Source organism: Ruegeria lacuscaerulensis (assembly GCF_013034685.1).
In the GTDB taxonomy this organism is placed as follows: Bacteria; Pseudomonadota; Alphaproteobacteria; order Rhodobacterales; family Rhodobacteraceae; genus Ruegeria; species Ruegeria lacuscaerulensis_B.
The window spans coordinates 283,202-297,676 of sequence record NZ_WQGO01000001.1; the positions used below are offsets into that span (position 1 = coordinate 283,202).

At 58.9% G+C, this 14,475-nt stretch carries 11 protein-coding genes; 5 read left to right on the top strand and 6 right to left on the bottom strand.

What is annotated here, in order from left to right:
- The first annotated feature begins 196 nt into the window (after positions 1–196).
- Together GOV80_RS01430 and GOV80_RS01435 are read left to right on the top strand one after the other, a co-directional pair.
- The gene (locus tag GOV80_RS01430) at positions 197–1,630 is read left to right on the top strand and encodes a cache domain-containing protein (protein WP_170782581.1); all 1,434 of its coding nucleotides are present in this window, start codon (positions 197–199) and stop codon (positions 1,628–1,630) included.
- The gene (locus tag GOV80_RS01435) at positions 1,627–2,274 is read left to right on the top strand and encodes a response regulator transcription factor (RefSeq protein WP_170774562.1); all 648 of its coding nucleotides are present in this window, start codon (positions 1,627–1,629) and stop codon (positions 2,272–2,274) included. Before GOV80_RS01430 ends, GOV80_RS01435 begins: the two co-directional genes overlap by 4 nt.
- 83 nt (positions 2,275–2,357) lie before the next feature.
- Here the strand turns inward: GOV80_RS01435 and GOV80_RS01440 are convergent, their stop codons facing one another.
- Complete coding sequence (locus GOV80_RS01440) at positions 2,358–3,200, bottom strand: HalD/BesD family halogenase (RefSeq protein WP_170782582.1); 843 nt, start codon at positions 3,198–3,200, stop codon at positions 2,358–2,360.
- 426 nt (positions 3,201–3,626) lie between these two features.
- Here GOV80_RS01440 and GOV80_RS01445 point away from each other — a divergent pair, with 426 nt between their 5' ends.
- From GOV80_RS01445 to GOV80_RS01455, 3 genes are all read left to right on the top strand, one after another.
- Positions 3,627–5,378 (top strand): acetolactate synthase 3 large subunit, encoded by a 1,752-nt coding sequence (locus tag GOV80_RS01445; protein ID WP_170774566.1) that lies wholly within the window; start codon positions 3,627–3,629, stop codon positions 5,376–5,378.
- A 67-nt stretch (positions 5,379–5,445) separates the two neighbouring features.
- Positions 5,446–6,006, top strand: coding sequence for an acetolactate synthase small subunit (gene ilvN / locus GOV80_RS01450; protein ID WP_170774568.1), 561 nt, complete (start codon positions 5,446–5,448; stop codon positions 6,004–6,006).
- Between the two features lie 293 nt (positions 6,007–6,299).
- Positions 6,300–7,037, top strand: a complete 738-nt coding sequence (locus GOV80_RS01455) for a helix-turn-helix domain-containing protein (RefSeq protein ID WP_170782583.1) — start codon at positions 6,300–6,302, stop codon at positions 7,035–7,037.
- Here GOV80_RS01455 and GOV80_RS01460 read toward each other — a convergent pair.
- The 5 genes from GOV80_RS01460 to GOV80_RS01480 all read right to left on the bottom strand — a co-directional run bounded on the left by GOV80_RS01460 (position 7,034) and on the right by GOV80_RS01480 (position 14,439).
- Positions 7,034–7,810: a DUF2189 domain-containing protein gene (locus GOV80_RS01460; protein ID WP_170782584.1), complete on the bottom strand. Its 777-nt coding sequence runs from the start codon at positions 7,808–7,810 to the stop codon at positions 7,034–7,036. The genes GOV80_RS01455 and GOV80_RS01460 overlap by 4 nt on opposite strands.
- Before the next feature lie 30 nt (positions 7,811–7,840).
- The gene (locus tag GOV80_RS01465; protein WP_170782585.1) at positions 7,841–9,235 is read right to left on the bottom strand and encodes an amidase; all 1,395 of its coding nucleotides are present in this window, start codon (positions 9,233–9,235) and stop codon (positions 7,841–7,843) included.
- 186 nt (positions 9,236–9,421) lie between these two features.
- Positions 9,422–10,546: a peptide chain release factor 2 gene (gene prfB / locus GOV80_RS01470; protein WP_170782586.1), complete on the bottom strand. Its 1,125-nt coding sequence runs from the start codon at positions 10,544–10,546 to the stop codon at positions 9,422–9,424.
- Positions 10,547–10,636: 90 nt separating this feature from the next.
- On the bottom strand, positions 10,637–13,123 hold the full coding sequence (locus GOV80_RS01475; RefSeq protein WP_170782587.1) for a PBP1A family penicillin-binding protein: 2,487 nt from the start codon (positions 13,121–13,123) through the stop codon (positions 10,637–10,639).
- Positions 13,124–13,218: 95 nt separating this feature from the next.
- Positions 13,219–14,439: an N-acetylmuramoyl-L-alanine amidase gene (locus GOV80_RS01480; protein WP_170782588.1), complete on the bottom strand. Its 1,221-nt coding sequence runs from the start codon at positions 14,437–14,439 to the stop codon at positions 13,219–13,221.
- Between the last annotated feature and the right edge of the window lie 36 nt (positions 14,440–14,475).

Genomic DNA, 14,475 nt, shown 5'->3' on the forward strand with positions numbered 1-14,475 from the left:
TCGTTTTCAGTGCGGCCAGCCTAATGACGGGAATTTGAATGTGAATACCTACTACTACGTAGGATTGCCGGTTTTTGAGGTGGGTGCGGGACAAAACCGGTAAATCTGGGGCCCATTTTCCGGCGAAACGGGCGACGTCACGATCGCAGACCCAAAGATTTTGCATTTTGACGCCTGCTTGCGTAACGATTCGACCATGAGGGGAATCCGCAATCTGATCTCGCTGACCTATGGCCAGAAACTGTCGCTTGTGGCGGCCATTCCTCTGTTGGTGGCCGTGGCAGCGATTGCATTCTTCGTCACCTACGAGGCCCGCGCCACCGCCGAGCGTGAAATTCAGGCGCTGGAACGTCGCCTGATCGAAGCCAAGAAAGAAGAGCTGCGCAACTACGTCACGCAGGCCCGCAACGGGTTCGCCTATATCTACGGCCGCGCCTCGACCGACGACAATGTGGCTCAGAATCTGGTCACGCAGATTCTGTCGGCCATGATCTACGGCAAGGATGGTTTCTTCTTTGTCTATGATTACGACGGCAACAATCTGGTCAGCCCGCGTCAGACCCAGTTCATCAACCGCAACTGGGAAGGTCTGACCGATAGCGACGGCACCCCGATTGTGGACGAGTTCATCCGCCTCGCCCGGCAGGGGGCAGGTTGGCACAGTTTCATGTGGCAAAAACCGTCGACCGGGGAAGAGGCGCAGATGATCGCCTATGTGGTTGGTCTTCAGGATTGGCGATGGGCCGTGGGCACAGGGGTCTTCATCGACGATATCGTCGCCACCGTCGCCAATGCCCGCGCCGAGGTCGAAGCCCGCGTGCAGCGCACCTTTGCTTATATTGGCGGTATCGTTCTGGCCGCCGTTCTGATCGTGTTTGCCTCGGGCATGTTACTGAATGTGCGCGAACGCAGGCTGGCGGATGCCAAGCTGAAAGAGCTGACTCAACGCGTGTTTGACGCGCAAGAGGAAGAGCGCGGACGTGTGGCCCGTGAGCTCCATGACGGGATCAGCCAGATCCTGGTCGGTGTGCGCTATGCGCTGGACAATGCCCGCCGCCGCCTGACGCGCGGCGATGACGCAGGCGCGCGCGACCCGCTGGACAAAGGGATCGACCATCTGGGCACCGCGATTACCGAGGTCCGCCGCATCAGCCGTGACCTGCGCCCCGGCGTGCTGGACGATCTGGGTTTGGGCCCTGCTCTTAAGGCACTAACCGATGATTTCCGCGAGCGTACGGGGATCGAGACCGAGTTCTCGACCGTCGTGTTTCGCAACCGTCTGGATCAGGACAGCAAGATCGCACTCTACCGTATCGCGCAGGAGGCACTGACCAATATCGAGCGCCATTCCGGCGCAACCCGCGTCACCATCGACCTGCGCGGCCACAAAAAGGGCGCGACCATGCGGATCACCGACAATGGCCGCGGTTTGCGCAGCGCACCCAGCGATGGCAGTGCCGGGATCGGGCTGCGCAACATGCAGGAACGGATCGAACAACTTGACGGATCGCTGCGCATTCTGTCATCACGCGGCCCACGCAGCGGAACGGTGATCGAGGTCAGCCTACCTCTCAGCCACTTGCTGCCGCCGCAGGAAGACGCAACCCCAAACCGAAAGGCCGGAACATGAGCGACACCACGATCCGGGTTCTGATCGTCGATGACCATCCAATGGTTGCCGAGGGGATCCAGTCGATATTGGAAAGCTATGACGAGATCGAGGTGGTCGGCACTCTGGGTAGCGGGCAGGATGCGGTCGATCAGGTGGCTGGGTTGCAGCCGGATGTCATTCTGATGGACCTCAATATGCCCGGCCTCGGAGGCCTCAGCGCGACTGAGATCATTCTCGAACGCCTGCCAGAAACGCGCATCCTGATCCTGTCGATGCATGATAGCCCGGAATATATCTCGACGGCGCTCAGCCACGGGGCCAAAGGCTATGTCCTCAAAGATGTCCCCACGGATGAAATCAAGCAGGCCATCGACGCTGTCATGCGTGGCGAGCAATATCTGTGCACCGGTGCCAGCGGCTCTCTTGAGCCCAAGGGCGACAACACGCGTGAGGCCCTGACCGGGCGCGAACAAACGATCCTGCTGGAACTCGCACAGGGCAAGTCCAACAAAGAGGTCGCTCAGACACTGGACATCTCGGTCCGCACGGTCGAGACACATCGCAAGAACATCAAACGCAAGCTGGGGATATCCTCGACCGCCGGTCTTACCCGCTATGCGCTGGAACACGGCGTCTTGCAGGGCACCAGCCCAGGGTTCTGACCGCAGCGCGGCACGCGCTGCCCGGCCCAACCGGCGAAGATAGGCCGCAAGCGCATCGACAACGGGCGGGAGCCCTGCCCGCTTCAGTCGAGCAAACGGTCCTGCCGCAGCCCTTCCCGATCTTGATGATGTTGCAGCACCCGCCCATAAAGCTGCCGGGTTCGTTCGACGCTGCCGCACATCCCCTCGGCCTCAACGAATGAAAAAATACCCACGTAGCGACGTTGCGTCCCGGTCACCGCTGCGACCCGATGCAACGCGTAACGGCCCTTGAAGATCTGAAGATCGCCGGGTTGCAACTCCAATTGCCGGACCCGCGCCCTTTCCCCGCCAAGCACGGCTGAGACGGCTGGAAAATTCTCGTCCGTTGGGCTGCGCAGGTTCGGTACATATTCGAACGCGCCACCCCCTTCGCCGTTTTGGATGGCCAAAGTCACGGTGAAATTGTTAGTATCGAAGTGCCAGGGAAAGCCCTGCCCTTCCTCCACCACATTGATGATCACATCCGCCAAAGGATCGTCATAGCGAAAGAAGCAGTCGTCGGGCTCATCCAACGCTGCGCGAATAAACGGCAGGAAGTCTGCGCATTCGTAAATTCGTCGCAACGGCCCCGTTTTTGCGAAATTATCCGCTGGCACAAAGGCGTTTGAGCGGTCAAAAAACTGCCGAACCGGGTGATTTCGATCCAGCGAGGGTTCATCACGGGTAAAATAGGCATTGGTTCGGCTGAATGAACGATGGGCGTGTTCGGCCACCATATCGGCCTCTTGTCGCAAATGCGCGACACCGTCGGAATGCACAAACTCCGGCAACACCGCGCAGCCATCCTGATCCAACTCACGCCTCAGATCGCTGATCAACCGCTCATATGCTCGAGAGCCGGGGCAATCTATCGGATACCGTCCAAGGTCAATAAGATCGTGCATGATATCCCGCCTCCATCGCCTATATGCTCGGGTCCACGTTGCCCCAGCATGTTGCCGCTATCATGCTCGTTTCGGACATCACTTTGACACTTTCCGACACGGTCAAATCACAGAGTCGCGTGGATTTCCCTCCAGATTTTCCCGAAAATTCCCATCATGCGGCAATCTGCGCAATAAAATGTCGCAAAATTCACTGCCTGAGATAGAAAATTGGTGCGATTGCCTGTTGACGCCCCGTCGCGCCGCTCATAATGTCCCTGCACGCAAAAAAGGAGCCTCTGGCGATGAAAGCGCTAGTCGTAATCGTAGGAAACACGCGCATGGGCCGGTGACGGTAAACCATAATTCAACCCATGCGCCTCCGAAAATCTCGGGGGCTTTTTTTTGGCAACACGCAAGACACATGTCGCGAACGGAGCAAAGCAGATGACACGTGAGATGACCGGCGCAAAGATGGTGGTTCAGGCCCTCAAGGATCAGGGCGTGGACACGGTATTCGGATACCCCGGCGGCGCCGTGCTACCGATCTATGATGAGATTTTTCTGCAAAACGACATTCGCCACATTCTGGTGCGTCACGAACAGGGCGCGGTCCACGCCGCCGAAGGCTATGCGCGGTCGACCGGCAAGCCCGGCGTTGCGCTTGTGACCTCAGGCCCCGGTGCCACTAATGCAGTAACCGGCCTGACCGATGCGTTGCTGGATTCGATCCCGATCGTGGTTCTAACCGGTCAAGTCCCGACCTTCATGATCGGCTCGGACGCGTTTCAAGAGGCTGACACCGTTGGCATCACCCGCCCCTGCACCAAGCACAACTGGCTGGTGAAGGATACGGATTCGCTTTCTGAGACCATGCACGAGGCTTTCCACGTCGCCACCTCTGGCCGCCCTGGTCCTGTGCTGATCGACATTCCTAAGGACGTGCAGTTCGCCTCGGGCGACTATACCGGCCCGAAACCTTCGACCTCACATTACCAGCCAGTTTTGAAAGGCGATCTCGAAGAGATCACCGAACTGGTTGCCGCGATTGAGACGGCGAAAAAACCTGTCTTCTACACGGGTGGTGGCGTGATCAACTCGGGCCCCGCCGCCAGCCAGTTGCTGCGCGAGCTGGTGGATGCAACCGGCTTTCCGATCACCTCGACCCTGATGGGACTGGGGGCCTATCCGGCGTCGGGCGAGAACTGGTTGGGCATGCTGGGAATGCATGGTCTTTATGAGGCCAATCTGGCGATGCATGACTGCGACCTGATGATCAACATCGGCGCACGTTTCGATGACCGGATCACCGGGCGCATTGATGCGTTCTCGCCGAACTCGAAAAAGGCGCATATCGACATTGATCCCTCGTCCATCAACAAGGTGATCCGCGTCGATATCCCGATTGTCGGGGACGTGGCACATGTGCTGGAAGATATCCTCAAGGTCTGGAAAGCACGTGGGCGTAAAACCGACGCAGCGGCGGTTAAACAATGGCAGTCGCAGATCGCGGATTGGCGCAAGGTCAACTGCCTGGCCTATACCAACAGCGAAAAGACGATCAAACCGCAATACGCGCTGCAACGTCTTGAAGAGCTGACCAAAAACCACGACCGCTATATCACCACCGAGGTCGGCCAGCACCAGATGTGGGCAGCACAATATCTTGGGTTCGAAGACCCCAACCGCTGGATGACATCCGGTGGTCTGGGCACCATGGGCTATGGCACTCCGGCCTCGATCGGTGTTCAGATGGCGCATCCCGACGCGCTGGTAATCAATGTCGCGGGTGAAGCCTCTTGGCTGATGAACATGCAGGAAATGGGCACCGCCGTTCAGTACCGCCTGCCCGTGAAACAGTTCATCCTGAACAACGAACGTCTGGGCATGGTACGCCAGTGGCAGGAATTGCTGCATGGTGAGCGGTATTCGCATTCGTGGTCCGAAGCCCTGCCCGACTTCGTCAAACTCGCCGAGGCCTTCGGGGCCAAGGGCATTCTGTGTTCCGACCCCGCCGATCTGGATGACGCGATCATGGAGATGATCAACTATGACGGCCCTGTCATCTTTGACTGTCTGGTTGAAAAGCACGAAAACTGCTTCCCCATGATCCCGTCGGGCAAGGCCCATAACGAAATGCTGCTGGGCGAGGCCGAAACGCAGGGCGTGATCGACTCCAAAGGTTCGGTTCTGGTTTAACAAAATTCGTCGAATTTTGTCGGGCGCTTCAGTACCCGACCTTCGCAGGATGATGAAAGGGACTTAAATGTCTGCCCTACATATCAAACAAGGCTCCACCCGCCATTCGGCCTATAACCTAAGGCCCACATTCTCGGACGTGCAGGAACGGCACACGATTGCGGTTTTGGTCGAAAACGAACCGGGTGTTCTGGCTCGCGTGATCGGACTGTTCTCTGGCCGTGGATATAACATCGAAAGCCTCACCGTGGCCGAGGTCGATCACACCGGCCACCTGAGCCGCATTACCATCGTCACCACCGGCACGCCGCAGGTGATCGAGCAGATCAAGGCCCAGCTTGGTCGCATCGTATCGGTCCGGGATGTGCACGATCTGACGGTCGAGGGCTCATCGGTCGAGCGTGAGCTGGCCATCATCAAGGTCGTGGGCGAAGGCGACAAACGGGTCGAAGCTCTGCGTCTGGCCGATATCTTTCGCGCCAATGTAGTAGACAGCACCCTGAATTCGTTCATTTTCGAAATCACTGGGGCCCCGGACAAGATCGACGCCTTTGCCGACCTGATGCGCCCGCTGGGCCTGGTTGAAATCGCCCGTACCGGTGTCGCGGCCTTGCTGCGTGGTGACTGAATGAATTGCCCCGCCCATTGCATGTAAGCATCGGACGGGGCTAAACATTCACAAAACTGCAGACAATATGCAGTTATGTCTGTTTATTTATTACATAACAGAAAATAATCGAATAAAAGATTATACAAATAAAAATAAAGCCTATTGCCTTTGTGGTTTAGCGCGTTAGCTTCGACACGTAACGTGGCGTTTCTATGCGCCTGTTGGGGTCCTAAGTACGATTTCAAAACATGCGCGACCGTTTGGTCAGACATGGTACGGTTTCACAAAAACACTTGAATACCGGGACAGAAATGACCAACGACACCCGCAACCCTGCTGACTTGCGCAGGATGTTCGGCGCAAACCTCAGGCAGCTCGCGCAGCAATACCCCTCTGTTTCCGAACTCTGCCGTCAGCTTGGCATCAACCGGACTCAATTCAACCGGTATTTGGGCGGAGAGAGCTTTCCCCGCCCCGATGTTCTGGACCGCATTTGCCGGTTCTTCGATGTCGACGCCCGTATTCTGCTGCACCCTCTTGAGGCATTGGACAAGGCCCCTCTACACCCCGCCGCTTCGGCCCTGACCGAGTTTCTGGGCTCAGGCCCCACGACATTGACCGAGGCGCTGCTGCCCGCCGGATTCTATTCTGTGTCAGAGACGGATCTTGAAAACCCCTTCCCGTCCCGGCACCGGCTGCTGCATGCCCGCCGCCTGCCCCAATGCACCCTGATTCGCAGCTTCGAGCCCCCCTCGGATGGCAAAGACAGTTCAGCCAAAGCGCGCGAAGTTCAGGGGATCGCCGCTTGTGCCGGTCATCAAATCTATATCCTGATGTCCTGCCGCGCCGCCCAGAACAGCCGCATCTACCTGATGACTCGCAATTCGGACTCGCAAGAAGAGTATTGGCGCGGCGTCGCAATCTGCCTGTCCAAGACGAATGCAAATGCGACCACCATGCGCAAACTCCAGCTGCGCCATCTGGGCACCAAACCGACCGAGGCATTGCCCGCCGCCCGCACCGCGCGCAGGTTGGAAAAGCCGATTTAGGTAAGTCCTTCGGCCTCTGTAATCTGACGGTAAAGATGCCAGCTTGCGTGCCCCAATAGCGGCAATACGATCAGCAAGCCAAGAAACCAGGGGATCATGGCGACAAAGGTCAGAACGGCGATCAGCACCCCCCAACCCAACATGACCGGCAGGTTTGCACTGACATAGCTATAGCTTGCAATCATCGCCGTAACGAAATCCAGTTCGCGGTCCAGCAGCATCGGGATGGACAAGACGGTGATCATGTAAAGCACGGTCGCGAAAACTGCGCCCACCGCTGTGCCCACCGCCAACATGGTCAGCCCATTGGCCGTCAGATACACCTCGACTGAAGTGGAAACGTTGGTCATGGTCGACAACCCCATGAACAAAGCAAAGATCATGTGACCCAGAAAGAACCAGAACAGGAACATGACCACGATGATTGCGCAGATCGACGGCAACTGACGCCGCCCCTGCTGCGCCACGACACCAAAGATCGCGCCATAATCCAAAGGCTCCCCCAGTTCCAACCGGTGCGAGACCTCATACAGCCCCACCGCCGCGAAGGGGCCCAACAGCGGAAACCCGATCGCCGCCAGCACCAGCCAGTACGAAGTCTGAGTCTGTATTGTCACCCAGGCAATCGCCCAGCCGGCCAGCACATAGAACCCTGCAAACAGCAGCCCAAAAACCGGCGCCCGGCGAAAATCGGCCCAGGCACGGTGCAGGGATTCGCGCAGCATCTCACGGCTGACCGGCCCCATTTTCGGAACGCCAAAGGGTTTCTCCATCACATTCTCCTCCCCTCGTCTGCCCTTCTATCAGGCCGGTCTTTTCTGCGGCCAACGCGTGGCCTTATGATACGCCGCCCCGATGGACAGAACCTGCCCATCGGCCCCTTTGGGTCCAAAAATCTGCATCCCCATCGGCAACCCCTCGGCCCCGAACCCGACGGGCACGGACAAGGCAGGCAGACCAATCAGACTGACAGGCACCATGACCTGCATCCAGCGATGATAGGTGTCCATCTTCACCCCTGCGATTTCCGTCGGGAACGGCGTGTCCAACTCAAACGGCCAGACTTGCGCAGATGGCAGCACTAACAGGTCATACTCAACGAACACCTCTGCGGCCTTGCGATACCAGTCCGAGCGAATGACGCTGGCGCGATGCACCTGCATCGCCGTCAAGGCCAAGCCACGATCCAGCTCCCACTGCGCAGTGTCTTTCAGCTTTGAGCGGTGTTCAGTCAAAGGGCTCAACCCGGCGGCCACGCTCCAGGCGCGTAGCGTCACCCAACTGTCCCACATCAATTCCGCTTCGAATGGCGGCGCAAGTGGTTCCACCTCCGCGCCCAGATCCGAAAACACCGCAAGGGCCTGCGCGCATTGATCCAAAATTCCGTCTTCAAACGGAAAGGCACCGCCCCAATCCGCCAACCAACCGATCCGCAGGCCGCGCATATCGGCGGCTCTGACCGGTGAAACCGGCGTGCAAGCCGCAGATAACGGCTGTCCCGCATCCGGCCCTGAGATCACGTCCAGCAACACGCCCAAATCCTCTGGGCTGCGCGCCATAGGCCCCAGAGTCGACAACTGATGCAAATACCCGTCCCCTTCGGGTTGAGACGGAACGCGTCCCCAGCTTGGTCGAAACCCATAAACATTGTTCCAGGCCGCTGGGTTGCGCAAGCTGCCCATCATGTCTGACCCATCCGCCAGCGCCAGCATCCCCGAAGCCAATGCCACTGCGGCTCCGCCAGAGGAACCTCCGCAGCTACGCTCAGCATCATATGGGTTGCGCGTCGCCCCATAGACCGGGTTGAACGTGTGCGACCCCAAACCGAATTCCGGCGTATTGGTCTTGCCGATCAGAATGGCCCCCGCCGCCCGCAACCGTGCCGCGATCAGATCGTCAGCCTCCGGTACATGCCCTGCAAACAGCGGCGAGCCTTGGGTCGAGGCCATCCCGGCCACATTGACCAGATCCTTGACCGCCATCGGCAACCCATGCAGCGGGCTCCGTCGCGGACCTTCATCCATCGCCCGCGCCTCGGCCATCAATTCGGCCTCATCCCGCAGCGCCACGATGGCGTTCAATCGGCCATTGACCGCCCCGATCCGCTCCAGCGTCAACCGCATGACATCCGCAGCCGAGACCTGCCCCGATGCCATTGCGCCCAAAAGTTCAGTTGCGGTGATTTGGCTCAGTTCCATCCCGGTCCCATCGGCAGTCATATTGCGTCGATACGATCAGCCTAACGACCCCGCCGCACCATTTAAACCCACTGTTTAAATGTATCTTTTCTGGTCCACCGCCGCGCAAGGATCCCCTTCATCTGTCCCAAAATATCCCGGGGGAGTCGCGCGCACGCGCGGCGGGGGCAGAGCACCCTGCCAGACTTACTCGCCTTGCGCCTCGGACCGGGACTTGCCAGCCACATCCAGCGCCAAAGTCGCCGCCATGAACCCGTCCAGATCCCCATCCAACACGCCCTTTGTGTCCGAGGTCTCATGGTTGGTCCGCAAATCCTTCACCATTTGATACGGTTGCAACACGTAAGACCGGATCTGGTTGCCCCAACCCGCATCGCCCTTGGCCTCATGCGCGGCGTTGATATCCGCGTTCCGGCGGTCCAGCTCTTGCTGGTAGAGGCGCGATTTCAGCGCCTTCATGGCGATGTCCCGGTTCTGGTGCTGCGATTTCTCGGAACTGGTCACAACGATTCCGGTCGGGATGTGCGTGATCCGCACCGCCGAGTCCGTGGTGTTCACGTGCTGACCACCCGCGCCGGATGACCGATAGGTATCAATCCGAATATCCGACGGGTTCACCTCGATCTCGATATTGTCGTCGACCACCGGATAGACCCAGACCGAGCTAAAGGACGTGTGTCGCTTGGCCGCCGAGTCATAAGGCGAAATCCGAACCAGCCGGTGTACGCCGCTTTCCGACTTCAACCAGCCATACGCGTTGTGACCCGAAATCTTATAGGCTGCCGATTTGATCCCTGCCTCTTCGCCCGCGGTCTCGGATTGCAGCTCGACGGTGTAACCCTTCTTCTCAGCCCAACGCACATACATTCGCGCCAGCATTGAGGCCCAGTCACAGCTTTCCGTCCCACCCGCGCCCGAGTTGATCTCAAGGAAGGTATCGTTGCTGTCGGCTTCGCCGTCCAGCAGGGCTTCTAGTTCTTTCTTGGCGGCCTTGGCCTGCAGCGCCTTGATCGCGCCCTCGGCGTCGGTAACGACCTCTTCGTCCTCTTCCATCTCGCCCAGTTCGATCAACTCGATATTGTCACTCAGATCGGTCTTGATGGTTTCATAGGTCTCAATCGCATCGACCAGCATCTGCCGCTCGCGCATCAGCTTCTGTGCATTCTCGGGATTGTCCCACAAGTTCGGATCTTCAACACGCGCGTTGAATTCCTCAAGACGATGAGGTGCGGTCTCATAGTCCATGCGCTGCGCCAGCAGCTCCAGCGACTTTTCGATTTCCGCCACGATATTCTGGGTTTCGGCGCGCATGGTCAGGTCCCAACTTGCTCAATCAGGCTTGCGTGATAGCAAGAGGTTGGGGCCACCACAAGACAGCGGAGGCCGCAAACCAATCAGGTGTCAGTAAAGACCGCCAGTTGCCACATCGCCCTGGCTGGCGTTGGGTCCGACGGTGACGGTGTTCCCGGTCGAGGTTGTCACCTGACGACCCGAGCTGGCCTCTTCAAACAAAGGCAGATCCGATCCCATCGCAAATCCACCGTCATAGACACGGTCGATAAACCCATCGACACCATCGCGGAAATACTCGGCCACCACATAGTCACCGGTCGCCTCCGGTGGCAGGCGCGCGCCGCTGAACCGGTCAATCTTGATGAAATGACCACCCTCTGGAACCTCGAAAGGACCGCCGCCATATTTCTCGGTCGCGGTTTCCATAAAGCTTTGGAAAACCGGGCCGCACATAGTGCCGCCATAGGCTCCCCGCCCCATGGGACGCGGGCGGTCGTAACCGATATAGCAGCCCGCCACGATGTTCGAGGTAAAGCCGATAAACCACGCATCCTTCGAATCGTTGGTGGTGCCGGTCTTGCCGGCGGTCGGCACAGGCAGGTTCACAAAAGACGACGCCGTTCCACGATCCACCACACCCTTCATCATCGAGGTCAGCTGATAGGCGGTGATCGCATCCATGACCTGCCAACGGTCAGTGACGATGGTCGGCGACTCGTCCGGCTCCAACCAGGCCGAGTTGCAGTCCAGACATTCCCGGTCGTCGTGCCGGTAGATCGTCTTGCCGAACCGGTCCTGAATGCGGTCAACCAGAGTGGGTTCGACCCGCTCGCCGCCATTGGCAAACATCGCATAGGCTGCGACCATCTTATAGAGCGTCGTCTCTTCGGACCCCAGCGAGTTCGCAAGAAACGCCCCCATGCGGTCATAGACTCCGAACCGTTCGGCATAGCCCGCGACCACCGGCATCGTGACTTCTTGTGCCAGACGAATGGTCATCAGGTTCCGCGACTGTTCAATCCCGGTCCGCAAGGGCGTCGGACCGTAGAATTTGTTCGACGAGTTCTTGGGCCGCCACAGACCTTGCGGCGTGTTCACCTCAATTGGGGCATCCACAACGATGGTGGCAGGGCTATAGCCACTGTCCAGCGCCGCGGCATAGACGAAGGGTTTAAAGCTCGATCCCGGCTGGCGCTGTGCCTGCGTGGCGCGGTTGAACACCGAATCCTGATACGAGAACCCGCCCTGCATTGCTAGAACACGGCCCGAGTTTACGTCCATCGCAACAAAGCCACCCTGCACTTCGGGCACCTGACGGGCGGACCACTGGCCCACTTCCCCGGCCATTACCAGAATGACGTCGCCGCGCTTGAAGTTGTCAAAGAAGTTACCTTGCATCCACTGGATGTCAGAGCGAGGAACGATGCCGTCAGCCGGGCCGTCCTCGATACCCACGGTAAGAGACTGATCGGCGACGTTCAGCACAACGGCCGGATACCATTGCGTCGGCAGTTCTACGTCGCGGGGGATTTCCGTAATCGCCAGTGCTTCGCGCCATTGCGCTTCATCCGCGAGCTTGTCTTCGGCAATCACCTCACCCGTACCGCGCCATTTCCCACGTGATCGGTCGTATTTCTGCAGCGCCGTGCGCAGGGCCTTGGCGGCCTCGACTTGCATTTCCTCATCCACCGATGCGCGGACGGTGAAGCCACCGGTAAAGAACTCACCTTCACCGAAATCCTCGCTCAGCTGACGACGGATTTCGTCGGTGAAATAGTCACGCGGCGGCAATGCGGTACGGAAGCTTTCGAAATCGCCGTTTTGGACCGATCGCAGCGGTTGCGCCACCTCGGCCTCATAGGTGGCCAAGTCGAGGTATCCGTTCTGATTCATCTCGCGCAGCACATAGTTGCGTCGCGCCAGCAGGCGCTCTTTCTCGCGCACCGGGTGGTAGTCTGAAGGCGCCTTGGGCATCGCCGCCAAGGTCGCCGCCTCATGCGGGGCCAGTTCCTGCAGCGTCTTGTTGAAATAGGTCTGCGCAGCCGCCGTCACACCATACGAGTTCTGCCCCAGAAAGATCTCGTTCATATAGAGTTCCAGGATCTGTTCCTTGTCCAGCGTATCCTCAAGCCGGGTGGCGAGGATAATCTCCTTGATCTTGCGCTCGGCGCGACGGTCGCCGGACAGCAGGAAGTTCTTCATCACCTGTTGCGTGATGGTCGACGCACCACGCACGTTTTCACCCTTGGATTTCACCGCCTCAACGCCAGCTGCGATGATCCCGCGCGGGTCATAGCCTTGGTGCGTGTAAAAGTTCTTGTCCTCGGCCGAGATAAAGGCCTGTTTCACCAGATCAGGGATTTCTTCTGAAGGCGTGAACAGGCGGCGTTCCTGCGCGAATTCGTCGATCAACTGACCCTCACCCGAATAGATCCGACTAATCGTGGGTGGTTTATACTGCGCAAGTGATTCATGGCTGGGCAGGTCGCGCCCATACATCCAGAAGATCGCGCCAATCACCAGCGCGGCCATGAAAAACCCAAGGGTCACGAGGCTGAAGATCGCCCCAAAGATCGAAAATATGAAACGGATCACGTCACTGCCTTTTGCTCGCGGTGCCGCCTATATAGGGACGCCCGCGCGTTGGGTCAAAACACGATGCCCCATATTAGCCGTTTTGCGCCGTAGGGTCACTGGCCAATCAGGGATCGGCGGATCACATCCTGCTGACGCCAGACTTCAAGCCCGTCGCGGATGCCATGTGCCATACCCAAGCGCCACTCTGGATTATTGATGTTTTTCCAGTCTCTGGGACTGGACAGAAAGCCAAGCTCGATCAAAACCGAAGGGATGTCAGCTGCTTTGAGAACGGAAAACGAAGCGGTGCGGATCGGGTGGTTGTTCATCGGCCCGCCCTGCTGCGTCATGCCATTGGCCAGCGCTGCGGCCAGCGCATCGGTGCGCGGTTTGGTTTCCTGACGCGCCAGGTCCAGAAGAACATCGGCGACCTGATCGTCGGCCCCGCTGAGGTCGATGCCCGAGATCAGATCACCCCGGTCATGCCGCTCGGCCAGTTTGTGGCTGGCCACGTCCGAAGCCTCTTCCGACAGGGTATAGACCGCCGCTCCATGAGCGCGCCCTTCCGACAGGATATCCGCATGCAGTGAGATGAACACATCCACGCCCGCCCGGTGCGCCAGCGCGATACGGCGCTCCAGCGACACGAAATGATCATCGGTTCGGGTCAAAACGATCTCGTAGCCTCCCGTGCGCAAAAGAACTTCGCGTAATTCGCGGGCGAAGGTCAGCATCAGGGTCTTTTCGTCTAGCCCGTTTACCTCGGCACCTGGATCAATGCCGCCATGGCCGGGGTCCAGCATCACCCGCAGCGGGCGCGGGCCATCCGCCTCTTGATCTGGCGCGGACACCGAGGGTTCGGGCAAGTCCCACTCCGGTTGGCGGGGTGCTCCGGCGCTGGCAACAAACGTATCAAAGTCGGTTCCCTTCAAGTCAAGCGTCAGGGCCGCCGTCCCCGTTGCCTCGTCGATCCGCAAATCAGCGCCTTCGACCGCCAAGGGGGCGCCAAGGTCCAACACCATGCGAGACCATCCGGGGACATAGGCCCCGAATTGCACGCTACTGATCCGATCCGTCTGCAAGAAATCCGCATCTTTCAGCCCGGTCCAATCGACCTCCTGAAAGTCCAGAACCATCCGGTAGGGGTCGCGCAGCGTGAACACACGGTAGGGAACCCCTTGGCTGAGCCCAAGCTGCACCCGCACGCCCGAGCGCCCCTCATCCACGATGCGGCTTTCATCGGGCAACACACGGGCCAGCGCGCTAAGTTCATGCGCAACCGCAGCCCCCGTCAGCGCCCAGATCAGCACTATGGCGTAGAAAATCCTGCTCATGGCCTCAAGTTATCCCGAGATCGTTTGACCAGCAGA